This window comes from Psychromonas sp. psych-6C06 (assembly GCF_002835465.1).
Classification (GTDB): domain Bacteria; phylum Pseudomonadota; class Gammaproteobacteria; order Enterobacterales; family Psychromonadaceae; genus Psychromonas.
This window is the reverse complement of the sequence record NZ_PIZM01000014.1, coordinates 34,713-58,140: the sequence shown is the minus strand read 5'-3', so window position 1 is coordinate 58,140 and position 23,428 is coordinate 34,713. Positions and strand designations below refer to the sequence as shown.

The window sequence follows — 23,428 nt, the reverse complement described above, 5'->3', positions numbered from 1 at the left end:
CGGCAATGGTGAAGCTCTGCTCGGTGCTCAGTTGACCGCTGTCCGTTGAGGTGACTTTCACCACGATACTGTCTTGTGTTTCGTGATCTAAGCTAATTCCCTCTTTGAGTTTTAACTCACCATTAACGACTTCAAATCGGTTGTCATCAACCGTGTAGGTATGACTGTCGCCATCGTCAACATCAGTGGTACTGAGTTTGCCGATTACGGCCCCTATATCATTCTCATTCACAGTCAAATTATCTAAGACTATTTCAGATGGTTTATCATTAATAGCATTGACCACAACTTTTGATGTCGTCGAACTCGTTGCACCTTCACTATCTTCGGTAACCAGAGTTATAGTTGCTTCGCCATTAAAATCTTTAACAGGGGTAAAAGTATAAGTACCATCATCATTCACAACTACAGTGCCTTGCTCGGCAGGTACCGTTGCAACAGTTGAAACAATTGTGCCATCAGTATCTTTTGCTTCAAATTTAACTGTTACGCTACCACCATCTTCATCCATTTGACCATTTTCTGCAGTTAGCGTTGGAGCTAAATTAGTATCATTATCTAAAATAGTTACGTTACCTGTCGCTTGAGCATTTGCGACTTTAACTGTTAAAGAAAAATCCTCAGGTTGTTCGAAAACACTGTCATTTACTGTATCTACAATCACAGTTAAACTGGTTACACCTATCGGTAAAATAACATTGCCTCTACCATCGAAGTCTAAATATTGTGGATTAGAAGTTTCGCCATAAAATACTCTTAAAGTTGAACTGTCGAAATCTTGTGGATCGACGGCAGTGCCATTTGAAAGTGATAAGTTAACTAATGCAAGCGATTCTGGTTTGCCACCTAACTCTTTTTCTATGTTAACGGTAAATACTGCTTGCTCACCTTCGTTAACTTCAGGAGATGATACACTTAGGTTAACAGGGTAATCATTATCAAAAATACGTAATGTTCCCTGTGCATCATTAATTACCGCGTTGGTTGCATTTGAAAGGTTTATCAGTGCAAATTCAGGTGAAATTTCACTTATTAGATCATCAACAATTGCAATCTTAATTTCTGCTGTTGTTTGACCTGGTTGAAAAATCGCAATCCCTGAAGTTGCTTCAAAGTCCACTCCAAACTTTGCAGATAACTCAGCCGTATCATATTCGACGGTGATCACATCATCACTTTTTTCACTGAGTGTTAGAGTAAAAATAGCCTCGCCTTGCCCTTCAGTGATCAATACATAATCGATATCAATTTGTGGTAGAACTGATGCAACTGAATCATTGTCTTCTATCGCAAATACGATAGTTTCATCGTAAAAATTGTCACCCGTTATTTCAGCTCGAAAATATTCTGTTGGTTCTTCCGTAACATCATCAAAAATTGGAACACGAATTTCAACACTGCTATTGCCTGACGCTAATTCAAAACCAAATATTGGGCGAGGAATATTACCTGTTGTATCAATACTTACGACTGTCATTGCAGTCCAAGTAACTCCTCCATCATTTGAGTACTCAAGAGGTACGGTGAAGTCATCAGCATACTCTGCAATTTGTAAAACGCCATTTTCCGTAACCGCTGTTTTACCTAAATCAGCTAACTCTTGCGTTATTTGGGCTGTTAGTTGTTGACTTAATAATTCACTTGAAAAATTAATTTGCAACTGAGAATCTTGCTGAAAGCTGAGTGTGCTGTTTAATGTAAATTGATTAAAACCAGCATCTTCTTGTACATCTTCGATATTTGCCGAAAGGTGGGATTTAAAACTGTCTAATGTTTGTGAGGTTACTTCTTTACTTACCGTCCAATCTTCAACTCGATAATCAATAGCGAGTCCTTCCAACTCTTTACCTGTTACTCCTTCATTCAGTTGAATCTCGTAATTGCCATCACCGTTATCAACTAATGTACCGATGTTTTCAAAAGCAGCAGATAACCTAACATTATCAACGAGTAAATTCGCAGTAATTACCTGCTGACCAATTGCACCAACAAGTAAATCATCAGTAGTAAAAGTGATTACTCCATCTGCTTCTTGGAAATTAAAGTTAATCAATCCACCAGGTACTTCAATTGTGTCTATTTCACGCTCATCTGCTTGCTCAGGTGTTCTGTCCCCTGCAAGCTCTTGGATGGTTTCAGTAACATGTTCCATCGCGATAGACTCGAAGGTATTTTCTCCACTTTCATCGCGTTCTGTATCTCTTGTAAATTCTATACCAACTGAAGCCAATGCTTGCGAAATCATCTCTTTACCTGAAGAGGTAATATCTAATGGCAGCCCTGTTGTTGGATCAATATAATTAATAAACGCCTCATGAATCGCTTCACTTATAGTAATATTAGTAGCGTAAGAAGCTTCATTATTGACGAGGCTATCTGTTCGTAAAATACCATCGGCACTATTGGAGTCACTTAAATCACTGTCCAAGCCTTGTAAAAATATTGCCATATTTTCTATATGACTAGCGTTATTTTCTGTTAAGTCATGGCCCGATATATCTTGCAGAAACAAAATATCGCCATTGATAGCATCTGCATTAAACTCAGCAATGATCACATCACCCACTTTAAATGTAATGACATCACCGATGTTATATTTAAACTCGCCCGCAGTGCCTGTATCGCCTGTAAATCCGGACAAACCAGATGAGGTGTTGTAACTCACACCAGATACAAAGTTATCAGTAAACTGTGCACTGAGCGAACTATCTGCAGAAGGTACTATTGGCGAAGAGGGAGAGGTTGTTGTTCCAATGATTGATGGTGTTGAACCAGATGTATCCGCATTATTTGTTGTCGTCAATACAAAATTATTTGTATCGATGAATTCGTTAGTCACTGCATTAAATGCAAAACTAGCAGTCTGAAAGTCTGTACTAGCAAGTGTCTCAGATCCGTCACGCGTAAAATCAACAGCAGAAGAACTTCCACCGTCGCTGTTTTCGCCAGCGGCAGTTTCAATCTCTTCAATCGGAGTTTCATCTTCTGCAATAGCGGCTTGTATAGCTTCTATTTCAGCTAATACTTCATCTTCAATTAAATTTGGCTCAGTAAGAATACCATTTGTGTTTTCAATTAAGTCAGCCTCATTTTGAGATTCTTTTAATTGATCTTCATTATTATTCACATTATCACTCATGGATTAATCCTTTATTACCTATAGTTACCAACAAAAGCGGAAGCAAAAGCATCTATTTTTCAATCGATTGACGAATTCAACGTCACTTACAGCACATAAACAAAAAGTACCATACTTAACAAGAATTCAGCTAAAAATACAGCATAACGGTGATGCTTTCAATGTCAAAGCTTCCGATATGATATTAGCTAATAGCTTTTAAAAACTTTTGTAACCAAATCGTTAAGTTTAGACTGTAATCGACGAAAATGTGAAATTTACCATAATTGATAAATTAATCGTATTTATGAATAACTTATTGTCATTTCACCTTTCACAACTTTAAAAATCAAATGATTAGCCTAGGGCCAAGATGGATTCCAACCGTATGTCAAAAAGAAATTACAAACAAAGTTAACAGTTAAATGCTGGCTTATATACGGGCTCAAGTTGAGGAGCGACTTCTGACCCTAACGGTCTGTTGAAGGTCGGCCTTACCTGTTTGAATCGCTCTTTATTGACAACTTAGTTTCTATACATTGTGGTCGTACATCAATAGCCGAAAATACAGTAAAGTTGCTCAAAAAATGTTGCCCTGCCGGTTCAGCAATCTTTTCTCTTTTTTACTCCGGATAATTGAACAAACGGCAAACAAAAAGAATATAAAAACGTCAGTTGTGATAAAAATAGATTGATCTGTGTATGGGGAGTTGCTCGCCACGGACGTCGCGAGCAGACTTACTAAATAAGTTTGCAAAATAGAGATACTCAGCACTACATAAGTTATGTCTATCCTAAATTGAGCCGTTCTAATGTATGATATTACTTTTTCGCCATTTTAGCGGCACGTAATTTACGCATCTCTTTTGGGTCTGCAATCAATGGCCGGTAAATTTCAATGCGGTCGCCAGCTTTAACAATGGTTTGTAACTTTTCAGGACGACTAAAAATACCCACAGTTGCCTCACTCGGGACAATCTCAGGGAAATGCCCCGTTATTCCAGAAAGTTTAATTGATTCCTCAATTGAACTTCCTTCAGGTACAGGTAATGATAGTAATACCTGTTTATGAGGTAAACCATAAACAACTTCAATTTCAATCATCGACATTATCTCACCCCATAAACAATTTTTGCGCGCTCTGAAAAAGACTTCACCATAGAGCCGACCAACTCATTAAAAATACGTCCAAATGCCACTTCTACTAGCTTACTACTAAACTCAAACTTTAAATCTAAACTCACTTTACATGCTTGTTCATCAAGCGGTAAAAAACGCCACCCACCGCTTAGATGCTTAAATGGTCCGTCAACTAAATTCATTTCAATCGCACGCCCAGAAGACAACCTATTTTCAGTGGTGAACTCTTGTTTAATGCCAGCCTTTGAAACAACCACTGACGCACTCATGGTATCATCAACATGGGTTAGTATCTTTGCATCAACACAACCAGGTAAAAATTCAGGATACGCGCTCACGTCATTAACTAACTTATACATTTCATCGGCGCTATACATCAACAATGCGCTACGTGATACTTCTGCCATTGATTAAACTCTTTAAATGCTTGAAATAAAAAACGCCAAGTTTACACTAACGCATAAAATAAATCATAAATTGAAATAGCATTTTTAATTCAATCAAGGTTACAATGTCAGACTATGGCTAAGAAAAATAAAAAAACTAAAAACAACGAAAATACGATTGCACGCAATAAACGTGCGAGTCACGAGTACCACCTAGAAGAACGCTTTGAAGCGGGACTTGAACTACAAGGTTGGGAAGTGAAATCGTTACGTGCAGGAAAAGCAAATATCGCCGATAGCTACATTTTCTTAAAGGATGGTGAAGCTTGGTTATTAAACGCGACAATTCCCCCTTTGATTGCAGCATCAACCCATGTGGTCTGTGATCCGCTACGCTACAGAAAGCTCCTACTTAAGCGTCGTGAAATAGATAACCTAATTGGTAAAGTTGAACGCCAAGGTTACTCTATTATTCCAGTCTCTATGTATTGGAAAAAGGCTTGGGTAAAAATCTCTTTTGCACTTGCAAAAGGTAAACAAGATCACGATAAACGAGCAGACGTAAAAGATCGTGAATGGAAAGTTCAAAAAGAACGCATGATGAAGCATGACGTTCGATAAACAAGCAGTTAAACAACAACAGGCAAAGTAACGCTATATTGTTGTTCAATGTTTTGTTAAACTAATTTCGTTAATCGCTGTCTTACTAAGTGAATAATGAAATACCTGTGGGGATGATTTAGGACTCGACGAGATTCTTGAAACCCAAGGTGCATGCCGAGGTGACGGCTGGCCTCGTAAAAAGCCGTCAAAGTTATAGTTGCAAACGACGATAACTACGCTCTAGCAGCTTAGGCTAGCTAGCCTTCCACCCACGTTTCTCCTATGGGCAGGGATTCGGAAGGTCATTTACATTTGGATAGCGAGGGAACCTTGTTCGAGGGTGAACCGCGAAATAGTATCGAACTCGCTCTTAGCAATCCTGTCTGTCGGAGTGTCGAGAGTTAACTAAAAGATAGACTAAGCATGTAGTACCGAAGGCGGAGGTTTTTCGGACGGGGGTTCGACTCCCCCCATCTCCACCACCTATAGGCTCTAAAATATTAGTAGCCAACTAAAGCCTGTAATATCAATAACCAATTGATGTTGCGGGCTTTTTTTATGTCCATAGGAAACGAGGAGGTACACTGACATCTACGATTTAAAGTAGTACTGTAAGTGGTACCACTCATGGCTAAAGTGCTCCTACTTATAAATAATCAGAATTGAGAATTACTGTCATTGTAACTATTCATAATGCTCTTTTGAGTAGTTGAGTTATTAAGTAGTAGGCACCTAAACTACAGTGTAGGCGATCTTTTATAACTAAGGGGTTATTCGCTTCTAGAGGTAGAGCTCTTTAGAAGCTAGCTAAGAATATCTAATCGAGTAAAAAGCCTACATGTTTTACATAAACAAGATCCTCGTATATGCAAAACCACCAGTAGGCTTTAATTACATGCTAGGAACCTCGAATTTTGATTAAAGGTGCTCCTTTCTTCAGAACCTATACTTAACTTGATTTTCCATAAGAGGCAATCACAGTTACCAAGTAATATATAAGTGGCATTTAGCTGTCATTGATCGGTATAACTGGCAGGTATAAGCCTGTATTGAATAGAAAATAACTATTTTTACAGGCCAAGCACCTCTTTCACAAAAGGAATGGTGAGTTTGCGTTGTGCTTCAAGCGAAGCATTATCTAAACGGTCTAAGGTATTGAGCAATAAATCCATTTCGCGAGAAAGCCGATTTAATAAAAAGCGCCCAACATCAACGGGTAATTTCATTCCTTTTAGCTCTGCACGCAACTGTAATGCGCCTAGTTTCTCTTCGTCGTTTAATGGCGCTAAGTGGTAACATGCGCCCCACTCTAAACGTGACACTAAATCTTTCAGCTTAATACCAATCTGCTTGGGTAAGTTGTTGGCACAAACAATTAAACTAGCGCCTTTAGGGCGTTGCTCTTTTGTATCTACCCAGCGATTATAAAAGTCGAAAAGTGCTTTTTCCCACTTTTTATTGCCCGCTATAGCGTCAATATTATCTATACAAAGTAACGACATATTCTCCATATTTTCAAAAATATCAAGGCTCATTCCTTGATGGTGATGAAGAGGAATATAAGCAACACTTCGCCCTAACTCATCTACTTCAGAACACAGAGCATGCAAGAGATGTGAGCGCCCACTACCTGACTCGCCCCACATATATAGAACCGGTTCACCACTGCCTACAACACTATTTTTTAACTGGGTTAGTAACGCTGCATTTTGACCAGGATAAAAGCTAGCAAAAGTCTCGTCATCTGGAAATTTCAGTGCAAGTAGCGGATATTGAAATCGTAATTCATCCTGTGGCATGATTTCCCTTAGTGCCAATTAAAATAAAGTTCGTCGGTTTTAACCGGTTCACTGACAGGCTCGATACCATTATCTTCATCTGGCTCCGTAAGTAAATTTTCTGGTTCAACTTGTGCAGGAAGGTCTTCAATTAACTGTAACTGAGATTGAGCAATTAAGGCATTTTTGAAACTATTTAAACCGCCGTTGAGCTTCACTGTGACAGAAACTTGATCACCCTGTGCGTTAACAATGTTATATGAAGAGATAGAGAGAAGATTTTTTAATACCGTGTTTAATTGCGTCAAAGTCTGCAATGAATTAATGCCTTTAATATGAATTGTCTGAGTAAATTTTTCACCTTGATTATCAAGGATTGCATATTGGCTAGCGTAATAATCGGCAATAGCATTAACCATCTTTTTTACTACCTCAGACTTATTACCTACAAATGTCTCACTTAAAAGAACGTTGTTTTGCTGTACAACAGCACCACTTTGAATTAATTGCCAATTTAACTTCCACCTATCATTAGCAACACTCTGTAACTCTGCAGCAACGAAATTTGCACGTTCATAACGCGCAGATGCGCTACTGAGCTGATCATAAAACTGACCTTTGACATCGGAGATTGAAAGTGCCAGATTATCATCTAAATCCATAAGCGGGAATTGAACACGAATACCACGTTGTTGCTCTGACTGTTGTATTGACCAGCTTAAAGCATTGTCTTCACTTTTTTTGATAAAATGATCTGAAACGAGCTCATTGTTATTGACTAACCAGATCAGCGTAGTAGGACGAGTATCCCCCCAGATGGGTTGTTGCATATCTTTTATTGCTTGGTTGATTTTACTTTGGTCAAAGACTGCCGAAAAGTACTCTTGACCTTGAATTTTTCGATAACCGTATTGCGACAGTAGTTGCTGTGTTTTTTTAATTAACAGTTTAGTCTCGTCACGGCTGCCAATCTCAGCATTTCCTGACACTTTAATTAGCACTTGCTTAAGCGCCTTTGCTTTTAACTGTGCTTCATCAAAAGACTCAACCAAAATGCTCCCTTGATAAGGATTATCTATCTGCTCTGCGTGTATAAAAGCAGAAAACCCTAACAGTGTTATCAGTAAAATACATTTAAGAGATTTAAAAGTCATTAGGTACCATCACTAAGAAAAAATTTTAAAATAGATCATAAGCAGATCATGGATGAATGCAAGACGATAAACAACATTAAGCGATTAAATCTTATTTTAAGTAGCAATATTGTTCTGTTTTTACACTTTTAAATTGAAAAAGAGCAAAGATTTCCCTGAAATTGTAAATTCTTGTCAGAAACAGTTCGACCCTTGTCATATAAATGTTAAAATGCGCGCAGAATTTTAGCCCTACTTTTTCACCCCTAAAGTAAAAACGATAACCGTTTTTACAAATAAAATTGCGAGGATTGCAAGTGAGCAACGAAAAAACCTCTTTAAGCTATAAAGACGCTGGCGTAGATATTGACGCAGGTACAGCATTAGTTGAACGTATCAAAGGTGTAGCAAAACGCACTAAACGCCCTGAAGTAATGGGTGGATTAGGTGGTTTCGGCGCATTATGTCAACTACCAACTGGCTACAAAGAGCCTTTATTAGTTGCTGGTACTGACGGTGTTGGTACAAAGCTTCGTTTAGCGATTGACCTAAAAAAACACGATACTGTTGGCATCGACTTAGTAGCGATGTGTGTAAACGATCTAATCGTACAAGGTGCTGAGCCTCTGTTCTTCTTAGATTACTACGCAACGGGGAAATTAGACGTTGATGTGGCGGCAGACGTAGTAACTGGTATCGGTGAAGGTTGTTTCCAATCTAACTGTTCATTAATCGGTGGTGAAACTGCTGAAATGCCTGGCATGTATGAAGGTGATGATTACGATATCGCTGGTTTCTGTGTTGGTGTTGTAGAAAAGTCTGAAGCAATCGATGGCACTAAAGTAGCGGCCGGTGATGCATTAATTGCAGTGGGTTCAAGTGGTCCACACTCTAACGGTTACTCGTTAGTACGTAAAATTTTAGAAGTTTCAAAAGCAGATACTAGCGCACCATTTGGTGACTCAACACTAGGTGACACACTATTAACACCGACTAAAATCTACGTTAAATCAACTTTAGAGTTACTTAAAAACTGTCCTGTACATGCTATTTCGCATATTACTGGTGGTGGTTTCTGGGAAAATATTCCACGTGTATTACCAGCAGGCAGCAAAGCGGTTGTGGATGGTAAGAGCTGGGAGTGGCCTGCAATCTTCAACTGGTTACAAGAAAACGGGAACGTTGAAACTGAAGAAATGTACCGCACATTTAACTGTGGTGTTGGTCTGATGATTGTTGTACCAGCTGCAGATAAAGAGAAAGCGGTTGAGATCTTAACAGCACAAGGTGAAAACGCTTGGGTACTAGGGCACATCGAAGATGCTGCTGAAGGCGAATCTCAAGTAGAGATTAACTAAGTCAATGGCAACTAAAAAGATTGTTGTACTTATCTCTGGTAGTGGCACTAACCTGCAAGCGATCATTGATAAGTTACATAAGCAGCCATTGGATGGTCAACAAACTGAAATTGTTGCTGTTATCAGTAACAAAGCAGATGTTTTTGGCTTGCAACGCGCAAGCGAAGCCGCTATTACAGATGTTGTTGTCGCAAGCAAAGGATCTGCCTCACGCGAGGCATACGATCTATTATTAGCTGATGAGATTGATAAGCACCAACCAGATTTAATTATTCTTGCTGGTTTCATGCGTATTTTAAGTACTGAATTTGTGAACAAATACCTAGGTAAGATGATTAATATTCACCCATCTTTATTGCCTAAGTATCCTGGTATTAATACACATCAACGTGCGATTGATGCTGGTGATGAAGTTCATGGAGCAACAGTACATTTCGTAACACCAGAGCTAGACAGTGGCCCGACGGTATTACAAGCGAAGGTACCTGTTTTCAGTGATGATAGCGCAGAAGATCTTCGTGAGCGTGTGTTAACACAGGAGCATCAGATCTATCCATTAGTCGCGCAGTGGTTTCTAGCTGGTCGTTTAACGATGCACGGAAGTGAAGCGATACTTGATGGTAGTGTGTTACCTGAAAACGGTTACGCGGCCGATTAATCAATCCTGATAAGTGCTGATAACAAACGAAATAAATAGTGGCTTTGCTTTTCTGAGAAAGTGTAGAGCCCACGCTTTAATCGATTGATATTATTAAAAAACCGACAATAGTCGGTTTTTTTGTATCTCATGCCAATTAATACCAACCCGCAGAGATATCTGCTTTAAACCATAATAAAGTCTAAAACAACAAGGTATAAAACAGTGGCATTAATAGTGCTGAAAAAATGGCACAGACAATCAAAGCAAGTGATGAAAACGCGCCCTCTTCTTGGCATTCCTCTAATAACTTTGCGGTCCCTAGCGCATGTGATGCACAACCTACCGCAATGCCAACCGCTTGTTTATCCTTAACACCTACGAAATGTAAGAATGATCGCCCAACAGTTGCACCTAACAAACCAGCAAAAACGACCATCGCTGCAGTAAGAGATAATATGCCACCTAAACTACGGCTCACTTCAACAGCTATAGCAGTGGTGATGGACTGCCCAGCCACTGATGCAGAGGTAACCAAATCAGCACCTAATATTGGTAGCAGATAAAAAGCTACAGTAAAAGCAATAAACACAGAGAGTAAACAACTGATTAAAATAATAGTGAGTTTTTGTTTAATTAAGTGCACTTGCTGATACAGCGGAATAGCAAGTGCAACAACTGCCGGCTCTAACATCGCATTTAATAAAAAGGTACCTGATTCATAGTCGCTATAATCCAAGTTAAAAATAAGGTGCAAAGCGATTAACACAACCATTGAGACTAAAAATGGATGCAAAATGGGCCAAGGTTTACGCGAATAAAGGTATTTACTTAAGAAAAATACCGCCAAGGTTAATGGTAAAGCTAAATAAACAAACATATCAGGGCCTACTCTTTTTATTCAACGTTTGGAATAAGTGCCCAACGCTCAGCATAATAAGAAAAGAAGTAAAGAAAATTGAAAATAAAATCACCATCCAATTATCCGCCAGTAGTTCAAAATAATTAATCAGCCCCACTGCTAACGGAATAAAAAGGATCACCATATATTTAAGAATAAAATTAGCCGTGACTAATACCCACTCTATTTTTATCAGCCCTGTTGTTAAGCTGAGAAACAACAAAATTAAAGCGATAATACTACTCGGAAAAACGATGGGAAGTTGTGCACTCAGTACTTTACCGATAGCAAGAAACAAAAGAATGATGAAGGCTCCACGTGCAAAAATGAAAATTTTATTCAATAACGTTGGCATAATTTCTCTTTGTTAGTCGGTTAATGCAGCCCGAATAAAACCACCTTTTTGCTGAAGTTTTTGCTGTGCATCTGGCGCATCGATATTCAGCAACACCATTAAAATAGCTGTTTTACAGTGGTTATCACAGGCAGATAATGCTTGCTCGGCGGTCTCTAGTGAGCATTGCGTTGCTTCGACCACGATGTTCTTTTGTCGCTGTAAAAGTTTAGCGTTTGTTGCTTCAACATCAACCATTAAATTACCAAACACTTTACCAGTTTTAATCATTGCGCCCGTGGTGATCATGTTTAAAATCAGTTTTTGAGCCGTGCCTGCTTTCATACGAGAAGAGCCAGTGACAACTTCAGCTCCGACAACAGGTGTGATAGCAATCTGCGCAAGTTCTGTCATTGGGCTTGTCGGGTTACAACTGATACATGCCACACATGCCCCCTGTGCTAATGCATATTGCATTGCGCCAATCACATAGGGAGTGCGACCACTGGCTGCAATACCTACTAACACATCATTTTGGCTGAAGTTTATTTGCTGTAGATCAGCAGCGCCTAATTGGGCATTATCTTCAGCGTTTTCGACCGCTTTTAAAATGGCTTTATGGCCACCAGCGATCAAACCAACTACCTGCTCTGGTTTTGAGCCGTAGGTTGGAGGGCATTCGCTTGCATCTAATATTCCTAATCGACCTGAAGTGCCTGCTCCACTGTAAATTAATCGCCCTCCTTTTGAAAAGGCAGTTGCGACTAGATCAACCAGTTTTGCAACCTCAGGTAGGTTTTTCTCGACTGCTTCAGCCACTTTTTTATCTTCGTTATTGATCACGCTAAGCATATCAATGGTAGATAAGTTATCAATCTGCTCCGAAGCTTGATTGCGACTTTCAGTTACTAATGCGGTTAGGTCTATTTTCATATTTAACTTTTTACATTGCCCCACACGTTACCGATAACACTCACATGAACAGTTATCTCTTCGCGATCATGATAAAGGTGTTTCGCTTGTAACTGGTAGGTCATGCCTGCTTCTTCAAGCATATCGGTGAGAATTTTTAGATCCTGAGACGCTTCTTGATAACGCTTTTTCATCGGTAATTTAAGGTTAAAAATAGCTTCTTTACACCAACCTTCAATCAACCAGTTAGCCATTAATTTCGCCACTCGTTTTGGTTTTTCAATCATATCGCAGACTAACCAATAGATATTTTTACGCTCTGGTTCAAATTTAAAACCATCTTCCATAAAGTGTGTTACTTGACCCGTTTCCATCAGGCTTTCAGCCATTGCACCATTATCAACACAACTGACAAACATACCACGTCTTACTAACTGATAAGTCCAACCTCCCGGACATGCACCTAAATCAACCGCGCGCATGCCTGATGTTAACCGTGTTTCTTGCTCTTCAGGCGTTAAAAAGACTTGAAATGCCTCATCTAATTTTAATGTTGAGCGACTCGGTGCTTCGCTTGGGAAACGTAAACGGGTGATCCCCATATACAGTTCACTACGATTGTTCGGGATTGAATAACCGATATAAGTAGATTGATTATCTAAAAAGCAAAGGTGATAACATATCTTTTTGCGGTTTTCTTTGGCTGTTAAACTGTTTTGTTTTTTTAATGCTTGACGCAATGGCACAGTAAATTTACGACAGAAAGTCAGCAATGGTTTGGTTTCATCGCCTTCTGGTGTCTCAACATAAATATCGCCACCCATTGGCAAGTTACGGGTGACCTCTAAGATAGGGCTAATACGATCATCTAGCGGTAAATTTTCAACAAAAGCTTTCACAACAATCATCTGACGCGCAAAAATAAGCTGTGCATAATTAATCGACTGCGCTAAGGTTTCCACCTCTTCGGGGTTATAACACTGATAAAATACAAAGCCACTATGACGCACGGTTTTGATATACCCAAATATCTCTAATTCAGATGCTTTATCCTGAATTTCGTTAGCACAATCGTTTTCGAAACCGGGCCGACAATATAATAAAATACCTAACATTTAGAACTATTCCTGATAATAGAGGCTGCGAATATAAGCCACGCAAAAATTAATAATAATCCGCCAAGTGGCGTGATCATGCCAAGCATTTTAGTGCCTGTAAAAACATAGAGATATAAACTACCACTGAAAAAGACAATGCCTAACACAAAAGCAATTTGGCTAATTAATAACAGACGGTTGTGAATAAATATCGCACTAATAGAAACAGCGAGTAATGTGATCGCATGTAACAATTGATAAGTGACAGCAAGTTGAAAATACTCAACTTGTTGTACGTTAGCCCAACGAGCGAGGCCATGACTTGCATAGGCGCCAAGCGCAACACCGGTAGCACCGAGCAAAGCCGCAATCACCAAAAAAAGGCGATGCCTAGCATTCTGTTGCAAATTATTCGGTATCAATGATTTCTAAGCTCTTAGCAAGCTCATCCATCTGTTTCATTTGCTTTAAGAACGGTTTCAATTTGTCTAATGGAAGTGCACAAGGGCCATCACATTTTGCATTACTTGGATCTGGGTGTGATTCTAAAAATAGGCCTGCAATACTTTGTGACATGCCAGCAAGACCGAGTTGTACGACTTGACTACGACGACCATCGGCACTATCACTTCTTGCTCCCGGTTTCTGCAATGAATGAGTCACATCAAAAATAACTGGGTAACCGGTCTCTTTCATGGTACTAAATCCAAGCATATCAACGACTAGATTGTTGTATCCAAAACAGCTGCCACGTTCACATAAAATAATATCGTCGTTACCCGCTTCATTAAACTTGGTAATGATATGTGCCATCTCGTGTGGTGCTAAAAACTGTGCTTTTTTGACATTAATGACTGCGTTTGTTGCAGCCATCGCTTGAACGAGATCCGTTTGGCGACTTAAAAAAGCGGGAAGCTGAATCACATCAACGACTTCAGCGACTGGTTTTGCTTGGTATGGTTCATGTACATCGGTAATGATTGGCACATTAAAGGTGCTTTTAATCTCTTCAAATATACGCAGTCCCTCTTCAAGACCAGGACCACGGTAGCTATTAATTGATGAACGATTAGCCTTATCAAATGAAGCTTTAAACACATAGGGAATATTCAATGCTGTCGTAACTTCTACATATTGCTCTACCATTTTCATCGCTAAATCACGTGACTCTAATACATTCATGCCACCAAAAAGAACAAAGGGGAGATCGTTGGCTACATTAATATTACCTACTTTTACTATTTTTTGTGTTGTCATTTTTTATCTCTCTTTATCATTGTGTTACCGACCTTTTAGTTAGCGTACAGGTGAGGCAACGAATAATTACTAATGTATTACCTGGCTGTCAAAGTTCATCTCTTGGATTTGTTTTTGTAAAATATGAACCATCGGATCTTTAGGGTGGTGCTTCATAAAATATTCAAAATCATTACGCGCTAAGCTTAAACAATCAAGTTGCTGAAACAAAAAGCCACGATCACGTACTTCATAGGCATCTTCTGGATCAAGGCGTAATAAAATATCACTACATAATAGTGCAATTTCGATTTTTTCTGCTTGAATATAAGCGGCTTTTAATACGTTAATAAAACGTTTAACAATAGTTTCATTGGTATCAGGTTTCAGCATATCAAGCGTTAGTTTTGCATGATTCCCTAACTGACCGCGTACTTTAAGCTCTAGCTGTTCCCATGTGACTAATTCACCAATAAAGGGGTCTAAATAAACCACCTCATTTTCAAGGCTTATACGAATTAAGAAACCGCTCGGAAAGCAGATCCCCTGCGCTTCAAATTCACATAACGATAAAAAATCGAGTAAAAGAATCCCCAAACTAATTGGAATACCTTTACGGCGCGCAAATACGCGCGAAAGCAGTGCATTTTTCACTTTAAAAAATGCTTTCCAATCGCCCTCAAACCCCTGTTGCTTGTAGAGAATATCTAATAGCATCAACAACTTTTCTTTATTACTCTCAGAATAAGTAACTAGTTTAGATTTCACCACTAATTGTTGCAGGCGCAAGCTGTCTTCAAATTTAGCGATGCTTAAACCACTAATTTCAGACTCTACGGTTAATACCGCTGTTAACAGTGAACAATTGTCGAAATCAAACTGCTCATTCATTAACGTCACTACTGGCTCACTATTGTGAGCAATTTCTATGGAAGTATCAGTCACATTTTATCCTACTAATAATATCGCTTGCTTAGTCATTGCAAGTTTTCCAATGTAAGCCAACCAGCCAAAGGCACCAAGAAAGCTGATTACTTGTAATTTTGTCGCTTTATTGGGCGATAAGGCACTTTTCACCATGGCAATGTAAGCACCAAAGGCAATAATTTTTTCTAAAGCCCAATAACCATGTTCATTAAATGGATTGATATGCAAAAACCACAACAACAAAGCACCAAGTAAAATTATGGTTAAGTGTGTATGTAGAAGTATTTTTTGAAAAACTGCTTTTTGCGCATTTTTATGACCCGTTTTTAGCCAATAAAAATTTAAAATAAATAACACAACAGCAATTAAGATAAATGTTAAATGTGCATGCTTAAGAAATCCGTACATTGTTATATTCCTGCTTGTTTAATGTCTGAGCATAATTAATTATTTGATACTCTTATATGTGGCAACGGTTACACGGTCGTTATCGCCATAATCTTTTATTGTATTTATGTTGTGATAATCGAGCGATGTAAAAATATCTCGAACAGCAGAGCCTTGTTCGAAACCATGTTCAATAAGAAGATATCCGTTATCGTTTAAATACCTAATAGCTTGCTCAGCAATCAAACGAATATCGGCAAGCCCATTTTCTGCGGACACCAAAGCTGACAGAGGTTCAAAGCGCACATCACCTTTTTTTAAATGATGATCATTATCAGCGATATAAGGCGGATTTGATACGATCACATCAAATGTCCCCTGTACATTATCAAACCAATTACTTTGAGCGATGCTAACGTTGTTAATCTTTAATAATGTCGCATTTTCTCGTGCTAGCGATACTGCATCCTCGCTAAAATCAACGGCAGTGCAGGTTGCCTGCGGTAACTCACTGGCAAGCGCTAAAATAATTGCCCCTGAGCCTGTTCCCAAATCCAAAATGGCTGCATTAGAAGCACAGAGGTTAAGTGCTGTTTCCACCAATATTTCAGTGTCTGGTCTTGGGATAAGCGTCGAGTTATTTACCTTTAGAGGCAATGACCAAAATTCACGAGTGCCAGTCAAGTGAGCAACAGGTACACCATTAATGCGCTGTTCAACTAACGCTTCAAAACTTGCCTTGTCGGTGGCACTAATATCCCGCTCAGGCCATGTCATGAGATAGATAGTTTCTTTCTCTAACACATGCGCCAGTAATACCTCTGCATCAAGTCGAGGTGAACCACTCCCCGATAACAGAAACTGTGCCCACACTAGTGCATCATCGATACGCAATTAAAAATCACCCTGTGCAAGAGCCGCTAATTTATCAGCTTGATCTTCAAGTAAAATTGGATCGAGAAGCGCATCTAACTCTCCCTCTAAAATTTCATTTAGACGGTATAACGTCAAGTTAATACGGTGATCACTCACTCGACCTTGCGGGTAGTTATAAGTGCGAATACGTTCACTTCGGTCACCACTTGCAACTAAGCTACGGCGAATATCCTGCTCTTCACTTTGATTTTTTTCATCTTCAGCTTGTTGTAAACGCGCCTGTAGAACAGACATCGCCTGTGCTCGGTTTTTATGTTGTGAACGCTGGTCTTGACATTCAACAACTGTCCCCGTTGGAATATGAGTAATACGAATTGCAGAATCGGTTTTATTAACGTGCTGACCACCCGCGCCCGATGCACGGAAAGTATCGACTTTTAGATCAGCTGGATTAATTGAGATAGCTTCTGCTTCTGGAATTTCAGGCATAACAACAACGGTACAAGCAGAGGTATGAATACGCCCCTGTGATTCAGTTTCTGGAACACGTTGTACACGGTGACCACCAGACTCAAACTTCATAATACCGTAGGCACCTTCACCTTCAATTTTAGCGACAACCTCTTTGTAACCACCTTGCTCACTAACATTGCTGTTCATTAATTCAAGGCGCCATTTTTTAGTATCGATGTATTTACTGTACATGCGGAATAGATTACCCGCAAAAATAGCAGCTTCATCCCCCCCCGCACCGGCACGAATTTCGATATAGCAGTTACGATCATCGTTAGGATCTTTAGGTAGTAACAAGATTTGTAAGTCGTCAGATAGTTTAGCTACATTTGCTTTAGCTTCCTTAACCTCTTCAACGGCCATCTCTTTCATTTCAGGATCATCATCCTCAAGCATCATTTGGGCAGCCTCTAAATCTTCAAGACTACCTTGATATGCTTGGAAGCAAAGCACTACAACTTCGAGCTGAGAATACTCTTTTGTTAATTCACGATATTTATTCTGATCGCCCATCGTATCAGGGTCGCCAAGCATTGCTTGAACTTCCTCATAACGTTCAACTAACCCTTCCAGTTTTGCAATAATTGATGCTTTCATAGATTTCTCTTCTCTTCCTCGTTCAGACCGAGTGCTGAACGCAATATTTGTAATTCGTTATCATCACCGCTACGGCTAACTTGTGTTAATGCCTGACTCGGGTGATGAATTAGTTTATTCGTTAGTTTAAAGGCAAGCTCTTTGAGCACCTTGTCTGCTTCTGTTCCATTAGCGATTGCGCTCATTGCACGATGTAATAACTGATCACGCACTTGCTCACTATTACTGCGATAAGTACGGATGCTTTCGACCGCCTTTAATGACTCCAACCAGTGGCAAAAGTCTTTAACGCAATTTTCAATAATTTTTTCAGCTTCAATGGCTGCTTCTTGGCGTGCTTGTTTGTTCTCTTCTATGATGCCATGTAAGTCGTCAACACTATACAAATAAGCATCACGCAACTCTTCGACCTGTGCTTCAATATCACGTGGTACAGCAATGTCGATAAATAGCATCGGTTGGTGACGACGAGCTTTTAACGCACTTTCAACCATTCCCTTACCAATAATAGGCAACGGGCTCGCTGTTGAAGAGATAATAATATCTGCTTCAAATAGATGAACTGGTATCTCTTCTAGTGTAATAGCCTGGGCATCAAACTGCTCAACCAACCCCATCGCACGGGATAAAGTACGGTTAGCAATGGTAATATTAGGCACATCGTGCTCAACTAAATATTTACCCACAAGTTCAATCGTTTCACCTGCCCCAATAAGCAATACACGGCTTTGACTTAAATCGCTAAAAATTTGTTTCGCTAAACATACAGCGGCAAAAGCAACCGAGATAGCATTAGCACCAATTTGAGTTTCAGTACGAACTCGTTTAGCCACCGTGAATGCGTGTTGAAACCAACGGTGTAAGAGTTTATTAACACTATTTGCCTGCCCTGCTGTCGCAAAGGCTTGTTTTATTTGGCCTAATATTTGTGGTTCACCCAATACTAATGAGTCTAAACCACAAGACACTCTAAACAGGTGTTGAATTGCTTGCTGATCATGGTAACAATAAAGGCTTTTGGTTAACTCACTGTGCGCTATTTGATGAAATTCACAGAACCAATCCACCACACTCTGACAACTCTGTTGTTCAACATGGCAATAGATTTCAGTGCGATTGCAAGTTGATACGATCACCGCTTCTAATACATTGTCTTGTGCTAACAATTGTTGGTAAGCATCAAGTAAAGACTCAGGACCAAAAGCGACTTTCTCACGCAGGTCAACTGAAGCTGATTGATGATTAATTCCTAAAGCAAAGAGAGACATTCGATAAATTCACAACACAAGTTTAAAATGGATAGCACAAAGCAGGAATTCTACGGAAATTTGCGCTTGAGTGGAAGCTGAAAGCGTTTTTTAACACTGGATTAACGTAAATTACTACCAAATAACGGAGTAAAAGTGAAACTTGCTCTGATTATTCAACTTTACTTTTTACAAGCGTGGTTAGCTTGGGTATTATTCAAACTCATTCCCGCATGTCAGCATGCGTTGTAGCCTTATTGCTAAAAAAGTGTCAATACAAAATGCCAATACAAAAAATAGCCAGTGCCCTCTTTTTAACCTTTTCATTATCAGGTTGCTCATTTCTTTACGATACCTTTGTTTACCAAATTGATGTCACCCAGGGTAACTACATTGAAGAAGAAAAAATTTCACAACTAGAAATAGGCATGTCACAGGAGCAAGTCATTTTTATTCTCGGTTCTCCGATGCTAATCGACCAGTTTGACTCGTCAAAGTGGTATTATATTCGCTACATCAAACCAGGTGGTGAAGATATTCAACAAGAACAAATTTTACTGGTCTTCTCGAAGAATGTACTGATGCGTATCCAAAGAGATGATGATATTCGTGAGAACCCATTAGTAAAACCTAATCGTAAAACCGCTCCTAACGCTGCAGCAGAAAGTAACAGTGATGATGGCACTCCTGTTACCGATAACGCTGCACCGATTATTAATTAGATGACTTATTCAATCGCAACATTTGCCGGTGGCTGTTTTTGGTGTATTGAAGCAGCTTTTAACTCTCTCAAGGGAGTTGATAGTGCTATATCAGGTTATACTGGCGGGCAAACTCTTAACCCTTCATATGATGATATTTGTACTGGGCAAACTGGTCATGCTGAAGTGGTTCAAGTTACTTTTGATGAAAGTATCATAACTTATCAAGACCTATTGGCTATCTTTTTTACCCTGCACGATGCGACTCAACTCAATCGACAGGGTAATGATATCGGCACACAATACCGTTCTGCTATTTTTTATCATGATAAAACTCAACAGCAACTCGCCCAACAATATATCGATGCTTTATCGAAGCAAAGTGTATTCTTAGCACCAATTGTAACTGAGCTTGAACCATTAACGCAATTTTACACAGCAGAAGCATACCACCAAGGCTACTACCTTAAAAACCCTAATCAAGGCTATTGTGCGATGGTTATCAGCCCAAAGTTTAATAAGTTCAAGAAGCATTTTCACGCGAAATTAAAAGGTTGATAGGCTTAAATTATCCGGCACTACAAACTTCCACTTGTTAAAATAATTATTTCTCTTCTTTAATTAGTGCTATGAAAGTTAGCTATTATTAAAGAAGGTTACTTTGGGTTTATGCTCTAATAACAATTCTACTAATATAGTGTTCGAATTTTACGTAGGAAAAAAGAGGTAGCACAAGGCGAAAGTTACAGTAAATAGTTGTTCTATTTGCAAAACTTTTAACGCAGAGATAGCTTCTTTTAACCAGTACGAATGATCTGTTATTTAATGGATTTGGTATAAATAATAAAAATATGCGCTAATCCTCCTCTGGATAACTAAGTGATCTAAAATTACGCAGAAAAAAACGCATAAGAACAAGGCGCTAGTTATTAGGATTGAAAATAACAAAATGTCATTTATTTTAACCAGCAAGGTTGATCAGGTATTTATCTAGTTTGGTATAATAAAAAGTCCACAGGAAAGCATCATGCAAGTTGAAAGCTCCGATTCTGATATATTTATGAAGTTAAGTCACCTCAAAGAGGTGTTAGGTGCGATCACAGATATGATGCCAGATAGGCATTTCATTGTTAACGAAACAGGGAATATTTTATGTCGATTTGGGAATACTGAATCTGAACAGTTTTATGAGGTTAACAATTATAATCCAACTACCGTTGCAGAGTTTACTTCAGCAGAAAACACAAAAAACATATTAGCTACGATTGAAAAGTCTTTACAAACTCAATCGATGATTGTGCTAGAAACTTCGAGCAAAATTGAAGACGTCAATAAGTTGATGCCAAATATTAGTGGTCCCATCGCCGAACAATGGTTCGAATTACGCATACGCCCATTACATTTTAAAAGTAATGATAAAAGCTTAGTGATTATATCCACACGTAATATTACAGAACGTAAATTAAAAGAAATAAGGTTACAGACGCTTTCACTCACCGACCCATTAACACAACTCTATAATCGTCGTTATGCTACCGATGAATTAACCCGTAATTGGCAACGTTTCGTGCGTTATCAAAAAGATATTACGGTGCTAATGTTAGATATCGATTTTTTTAAAAAAATCAACGATACCTATGGACACGATGCTGGTGATCAGGTGCTTGTTACATTAAGTCATTTTTTAAAAGCGAATATACGTAACATCGATACCATCGCACGCTTAGGTGGAGAAGAGTTTCTTATTATCATGCCTGATGTCGCGGTAAATAATGTACAAGCTGCTTGCGAGCGGTTAATATTTAATATATCTCAGCTAAAGATCCCTTTAGAAGATAAGCAATTAAATATCACTGTTAGTGGTGGGCTAGGTCAATTCAGTCAGCGAGATAAAAATATGGATACTCTATTAAAACGTGTTGATAGAGCCCTTTATCAAGCAAAGGAGCAAGGAAGAAATAGGATCAACATAGCCTGAAATGGGATGGCATTTAACAACAGCGAATAGCTTATGCTGTTGTTAATAATATTATGATTTAAACAATAAATGTTGTTATAAAGCCAATAAGTCCACCAAACACGCCCCCCCAAACAACTAACCATCCAAGATGCTTTTTAATCATTGCCTGAATGATCTCTTTTACAAGTTGTGGCGTTAATTCGTTTAAGCGTTGCTCAATAATTTTTTCAATTTTCGCCAAGATATCTTGCATCATATCAGGCTGTTCAATCTCTTCTTTTAACAGCTCAATAAATTGTTCATCCTGCGTGAGTTCTATAATGGATTTTTTCATATGCTTAATAAAAGGTTCGCGCAGAGGCACCAGAGCCTCCTCACCACCAAACATGCCTAACATCGGGCCAAAAGAGGAATCCATAATCACTTTGATTAAACCATCATAGGTAGGGTTAAGATCAACCTTTTCAACCACTGGTACAAGATTTAAATGTGCAGGAGAAAGCATGCCCGCACTTAAAAAGCGATCTACATTCTCAAGGGTAAAAAACTGTTCCATCATCAGCGTGCGAATACCTTTTTTAAACTCTTCAAAATGTGCAGGCACAACACCTGAGCCATACAGAAAAGGTACTTTTTCAAATAACATAAATACCGCAAGCCAGTTCGTCAGTGCACCAGAAAGTGCAAATAATCCGACCATAGCTAAGATATCTTGCTGTAATAATAAACCTGCAACTAAAATAAGCGCAGCGATGAAGTTGGTGATGAAACTTTTATTCATTGTTACCTCTTTTCTTTTAATCTCAGCTCTGATTAACGAAAACTATTATATTTAATTTTTACGTGTGCCACTTATATTTCGTCGTTCAAGGCATATCATCATAGCAATCGCAAACTTGAGATTATACCAATTCCGCTAATATAGTGATCAAATATTACGCAGGAAAAAGGAGTTAGTTCAAGGCGAAAATTGATGCAAATGGTTGTTCCCTTTACGAAATTTTTAACGCTGAAATAGCTTCTTTTAACCAGTAAGATTAATCAGTAATTTAATGGGTTTGGTATTAGACCAATTGAATTAATACAAAAAAATCCAGTGGCAAAAGCGACTGGATTTTTATTTTTAGCGATAAAACACTGGATACTGCATTTCATCCTTAAAGCACTTTATGCGTCGCGTAATTTCAAACTACGCAATGCTTTATCTAAAACACCATTAACGAATTTGTACGATTCGTCAGTAGCAAAGTCTTTAGCAAGTTCAATAGCTTCGTTCAGCACTACTTTTTCGGGTACGTCAGTACGATAAGTTAGCTCAAACATCGCTAAGCGTAAAATAGCAAGATCAACCATATCTACGTCTTTAATTTTACGAGACAAGTAAGGTGATAATTTTTCGTCAAGGACATCTGCACGATTAATTACACCAGAAAGTAACTCTTTAAAATAAGGCACATCTGTTTTTGAAAGATCTTGGTCGACGGTAAATTGATCAACAATCTGCGCAAAGGTAGCACCTGTAATTTGCCATTGGTAGACAGCTTGCACTGCAAATTGACGTGCGCGTCGACGTTCAGCGGGTTTCAT

General features: G+C 38.9%; 24 protein-coding genes and 1 other RNA gene. 7 read left to right on the top strand and 18 right to left on the bottom strand.

Features of this window, described 5'->3' with window-relative positions; all coding sequences use genetic code 11:
- The 3 genes from CW745_RS15625 to CW745_RS15615 form a co-directional block, all read right to left on the bottom strand.
- Nucleotides 1–3,139 (bottom strand): Calx-beta domain-containing protein (locus CW745_RS15625; protein WP_153069774.1); only part of this gene is annotated, 3,139 nt, incomplete at its 3' end.
- Between the two features lie 801 nt (nt 3,140–3,940).
- Nucleotides 3,941–4,228 carry an RnfH family protein gene (locus tag CW745_RS15620; RefSeq protein ID WP_101109631.1) on the bottom strand — a complete coding sequence of 96 codons (288 nt, stop codon included), beginning with the start codon at nt 4,226–4,228 and terminating at the stop codon, nt 3,941–3,943.
- The gene (locus tag CW745_RS15615) at nt 4,228–4,665 is read right to left on the bottom strand and encodes an SRPBCC family protein (protein ID WP_101109630.1); all 438 of its coding nucleotides are present in this window, start codon (nt 4,663–4,665) and stop codon (nt 4,228–4,230) included. The genes CW745_RS15620 and CW745_RS15615 overlap by 1 nt, the downstream gene beginning before the upstream one ends.
- Nucleotides 4,666–4,779: 114 nt before the next feature.
- On the opposite strand from CW745_RS15615, the gene smpB reads away from it, so the two are divergent.
- Nucleotides 4,780–5,265: an SsrA-binding protein SmpB gene (gene smpB, locus CW745_RS15610; RefSeq protein ID WP_101109629.1), complete on the top strand. Its 486-nt coding sequence runs from the start codon at nt 4,780–4,782 to the stop codon at nt 5,263–5,265.
- A 109-nt stretch (nt 5,266–5,374) separates the two neighbouring features.
- Nucleotides 5,375–5,729, top strand: a transfer-messenger RNA (tmRNA) gene (ssrA, locus tag CW745_RS15605).
- 588 nt (nt 5,730–6,317) lie between these two features.
- Here ssrA and hda read toward each other — a convergent pair.
- Nucleotides 6,318–7,046, bottom strand: a complete 729-nt coding sequence (gene hda, locus CW745_RS15600) for a DnaA inactivator Hda (protein ID WP_101109628.1) — start codon at nt 7,044–7,046, stop codon at nt 6,318–6,320.
- 8 nt (nt 7,047–7,054) lie between these two features.
- Nucleotides 7,055–8,179, bottom strand: coding sequence for a DUF2066 domain-containing protein (locus tag CW745_RS15595; RefSeq protein WP_101109627.1), 1,125 nt, complete (start codon nt 8,177–8,179; stop codon nt 7,055–7,057).
- 296 nt (nt 8,180–8,475) lie between these two features.
- On the opposite strand from CW745_RS15595, the gene purM reads away from it, so the two are divergent.
- Together purM and purN are read left to right on the top strand one after the other, a co-directional pair.
- Nucleotides 8,476–9,516: a phosphoribosylformylglycinamidine cyclo-ligase gene (purM, locus tag CW745_RS15590; protein WP_101109626.1), complete on the top strand. Its 1,041-nt coding sequence runs from the start codon at nt 8,476–8,478 to the stop codon at nt 9,514–9,516.
- 4 nt (nt 9,517–9,520) lie between these two features.
- Complete coding sequence (purN, locus tag CW745_RS15585) at nt 9,521–10,174, top strand: phosphoribosylglycinamide formyltransferase (RefSeq protein WP_101109625.1); 654 nt, start codon at nt 9,521–9,523, stop codon at nt 10,172–10,174.
- 181 nt (nt 10,175–10,355) lie between these two features.
- On the opposite strand, the gene CW745_RS15580 is transcribed toward purN, so the two are convergent.
- The 11 genes from CW745_RS15580 to hemA all read right to left on the bottom strand — a co-directional run bounded on the left by CW745_RS15580 (nt 10,356) and on the right by hemA (nt 19,201).
- Nucleotides 10,356–11,033 (bottom strand): LrgB family protein, encoded by a 678-nt coding sequence (locus CW745_RS15580; RefSeq protein ID WP_101109624.1) that lies wholly within the window; start codon nt 11,031–11,033, stop codon nt 10,356–10,358.
- Nucleotide 11,034: 1 nt separating this feature from the next.
- Entirely contained in the window at nt 11,035–11,409 is a 375-nt protein-coding gene (locus CW745_RS15575) for a CidA/LrgA family protein (RefSeq protein ID WP_101109623.1), read from the bottom strand.
- Nucleotides 11,410–11,421: 12 nt separating this feature from the next.
- Nucleotides 11,422–12,321 carry an N-acetylmuramic acid 6-phosphate etherase gene (gene murQ / locus CW745_RS15570; RefSeq protein ID WP_101109622.1) on the bottom strand — a complete coding sequence of 300 codons (900 nt, stop codon included), beginning with the start codon at nt 12,319–12,321 and terminating at the stop codon, nt 11,422–11,424.
- A 2-nt stretch (nt 12,322–12,323) separates the two neighbouring features.
- Nucleotides 12,324–13,415: a 23S rRNA (cytidine(2498)-2'-O)-methyltransferase RlmM gene (gene rlmM / locus CW745_RS15565; protein ID WP_101109621.1), complete on the bottom strand. Its 1,092-nt coding sequence runs from the start codon at nt 13,413–13,415 to the stop codon at nt 12,324–12,326.
- Nucleotides 13,409–13,819 (bottom strand): DUF423 domain-containing protein, encoded by a 411-nt coding sequence (locus CW745_RS15560; RefSeq protein ID WP_238596846.1) that lies wholly within the window; start codon nt 13,817–13,819, stop codon nt 13,409–13,411. The genes rlmM and CW745_RS15560 overlap by 7 nt, the downstream gene beginning before the upstream one ends.
- Complete coding sequence (kdsA, locus tag CW745_RS15555) at nt 13,806–14,654, bottom strand: 3-deoxy-8-phosphooctulonate synthase (protein ID WP_101109620.1); 849 nt, start codon at nt 14,652–14,654, stop codon at nt 13,806–13,808. Before kdsA ends, CW745_RS15560 begins: the two co-directional genes overlap by 14 nt.
- Nucleotides 14,655–14,723: 69 nt before the next feature.
- Nucleotides 14,724–15,578 (bottom strand): tetratricopeptide repeat protein, encoded by an 855-nt coding sequence (locus CW745_RS15550; protein WP_238596844.1) that lies wholly within the window; start codon nt 15,576–15,578, stop codon nt 14,724–14,726.
- A 3-nt stretch (nt 15,579–15,581) separates the two neighbouring features.
- Complete coding sequence (locus CW745_RS15545; protein WP_101109619.1) at nt 15,582–15,968, bottom strand: SirB2 family protein; 387 nt, start codon at nt 15,966–15,968, stop codon at nt 15,582–15,584.
- 39 nt (nt 15,969–16,007) lie between these two features.
- Complete coding sequence (gene prmC / locus CW745_RS15540; RefSeq protein ID WP_101109618.1) at nt 16,008–16,841, bottom strand: peptide chain release factor N(5)-glutamine methyltransferase; 834 nt, start codon at nt 16,839–16,841, stop codon at nt 16,008–16,010.
- Nucleotides 16,842–17,933, bottom strand: coding sequence for a peptide chain release factor 1 (prfA, locus tag CW745_RS15535; protein ID WP_101109617.1), 1,092 nt, complete (start codon nt 17,931–17,933; stop codon nt 16,842–16,844).
- Nucleotides 17,930–19,201, bottom strand: coding sequence for a glutamyl-tRNA reductase (gene hemA, locus CW745_RS15530; protein WP_101109616.1), 1,272 nt, complete (start codon nt 19,199–19,201; stop codon nt 17,930–17,932). Before hemA ends, prfA begins: the two co-directional genes overlap by 4 nt.
- 260 nt (nt 19,202–19,461) lie before the next feature.
- Between hemA and CW745_RS15525 the strand changes: the two genes are divergently transcribed.
- The 3 genes from CW745_RS15525 (at nt 19,462) to CW745_RS15515 (ending at nt 21,859) form a co-directional block, all read left to right on the top strand.
- Nucleotides 19,462–19,902: an outer membrane protein assembly factor BamE gene (locus tag CW745_RS15525; protein WP_101109615.1), complete on the top strand. Its 441-nt coding sequence runs from the start codon at nt 19,462–19,464 to the stop codon at nt 19,900–19,902.
- Nucleotides 19,903–20,439, top strand: a complete 537-nt coding sequence (msrA, locus tag CW745_RS15520; protein ID WP_101109614.1) for a peptide-methionine (S)-S-oxide reductase MsrA — start codon at nt 19,903–19,905, stop codon at nt 20,437–20,439.
- Between the two features lie 469 nt (nt 20,440–20,908).
- Nucleotides 20,909–21,859: a GGDEF domain-containing protein gene (locus CW745_RS15515; protein WP_101109613.1), complete on the top strand. Its 951-nt coding sequence runs from the start codon at nt 20,909–20,911 to the stop codon at nt 21,857–21,859.
- Nucleotides 21,860–21,917: 58 nt separating this feature from the next.
- Here the strand turns inward: CW745_RS15515 and CW745_RS15510 are convergent, their stop codons facing one another.
- Complete coding sequence (locus tag CW745_RS15510) at nt 21,918–22,622, bottom strand: DUF445 family protein (protein WP_101109612.1); 705 nt, start codon at nt 22,620–22,622, stop codon at nt 21,918–21,920.
- Between the two features lie 386 nt (nt 22,623–23,008).
- On the bottom strand, nt 23,009–23,428 hold the full coding sequence (gene nusB, locus CW745_RS15505; RefSeq protein WP_101109633.1) for a transcription antitermination factor NusB: 420 nt from the start codon (nt 23,426–23,428) through the stop codon (nt 23,009–23,011).

Excerpts from the sequence above, each read along its gene's own strand:
- CW745_RS15575 (WP_101109623.1), bottom strand. The coding sequence starts at position 11,409 with ATGCCAACGTTATTGAATAAAATTTTCATTTTTGCACGTGGAGCCTTC.
- smpB (WP_101109629.1), top strand. The coding sequence starts at position 4,780 with ATGGCTAAGAAAAATAAAAAAACTAAAAACAACGAAAATACGATTGCA.
- hda (WP_101109628.1), bottom strand. The coding sequence starts at position 7,046 with ATGCCACAGGATGAATTACGATTTCAATATCCGCTACTTGCACTGAAA.
- hemA (WP_101109616.1), bottom strand. The coding sequence starts at position 19,201 with ATGTCTCTCTTTGCTTTAGGAATTAATCATCAATCAGCTTCAGTTGAC.
- purN (WP_101109625.1), top strand. The coding sequence starts at position 9,521 with ATGGCAACTAAAAAGATTGTTGTACTTATCTCTGGTAGTGGCACTAAC.
- CW745_RS15510 (WP_101109612.1), bottom strand. The coding sequence starts at position 22,622 with ATGAATAAAAGTTTCATCACCAACTTCATCGCTGCGCTTATTTTAGTT.
- CW745_RS15620 (WP_101109631.1), bottom strand. The coding sequence starts at position 4,228 with ATGTCGATGATTGAAATTGAAGTTGTTTATGGTTTACCTCATAAACAG.
- CW745_RS15545 (WP_101109619.1), bottom strand. The coding sequence starts at position 15,968 with ATGTACGGATTTCTTAAGCATGCACATTTAACATTTATCTTAATTGCT.
- CW745_RS15580 (WP_101109624.1), bottom strand. The coding sequence starts at position 11,033 with ATGTTTGTTTATTTAGCTTTACCATTAACCTTGGCGGTATTTTTCTTA.
- kdsA (WP_101109620.1), bottom strand. The coding sequence starts at position 14,654 with ATGACAACACAAAAAATAGTAAAAGTAGGTAATATTAATGTAGCCAAC.
- CW745_RS15525 (WP_101109615.1), top strand. The coding sequence starts at position 19,462 with ATGCCAATACAAAAAATAGCCAGTGCCCTCTTTTTAACCTTTTCATTA.
- CW745_RS15615 (WP_101109630.1), bottom strand. The coding sequence starts at position 4,665 with ATGGCAGAAGTATCACGTAGCGCATTGTTGATGTATAGCGCCGATGAA.
- msrA (WP_101109614.1), top strand. The coding sequence starts at position 19,903 with ATGACTTATTCAATCGCAACATTTGCCGGTGGCTGTTTTTGGTGTATT.
- prfA (WP_101109617.1), bottom strand. The coding sequence starts at position 17,933 with ATGAAAGCATCAATTATTGCAAAACTGGAAGGGTTAGTTGAACGTTAT.
- CW745_RS15595 (WP_101109627.1), bottom strand. The coding sequence starts at position 8,179 with ATGACTTTTAAATCTCTTAAATGTATTTTACTGATAACACTGTTAGGG.
- nusB (WP_101109633.1), bottom strand. The coding sequence starts at position 23,428 with ATGAAACCCGCTGAACGTCGACGCGCACGTCAATTTGCAGTGCAAGCT.
- rlmM (WP_101109621.1), bottom strand. The coding sequence starts at position 13,415 with ATGTTAGGTATTTTATTATATTGTCGGCCCGGTTTCGAAAACGATTGT.
- murQ (WP_101109622.1), bottom strand. The coding sequence starts at position 12,321 with ATGAAAATAGACCTAACCGCATTAGTAACTGAAAGTCGCAATCAAGCT.
- CW745_RS15515 (WP_101109613.1), top strand. The coding sequence starts at position 20,909 with ATGCAAGTTGAAAGCTCCGATTCTGATATATTTATGAAGTTAAGTCAC.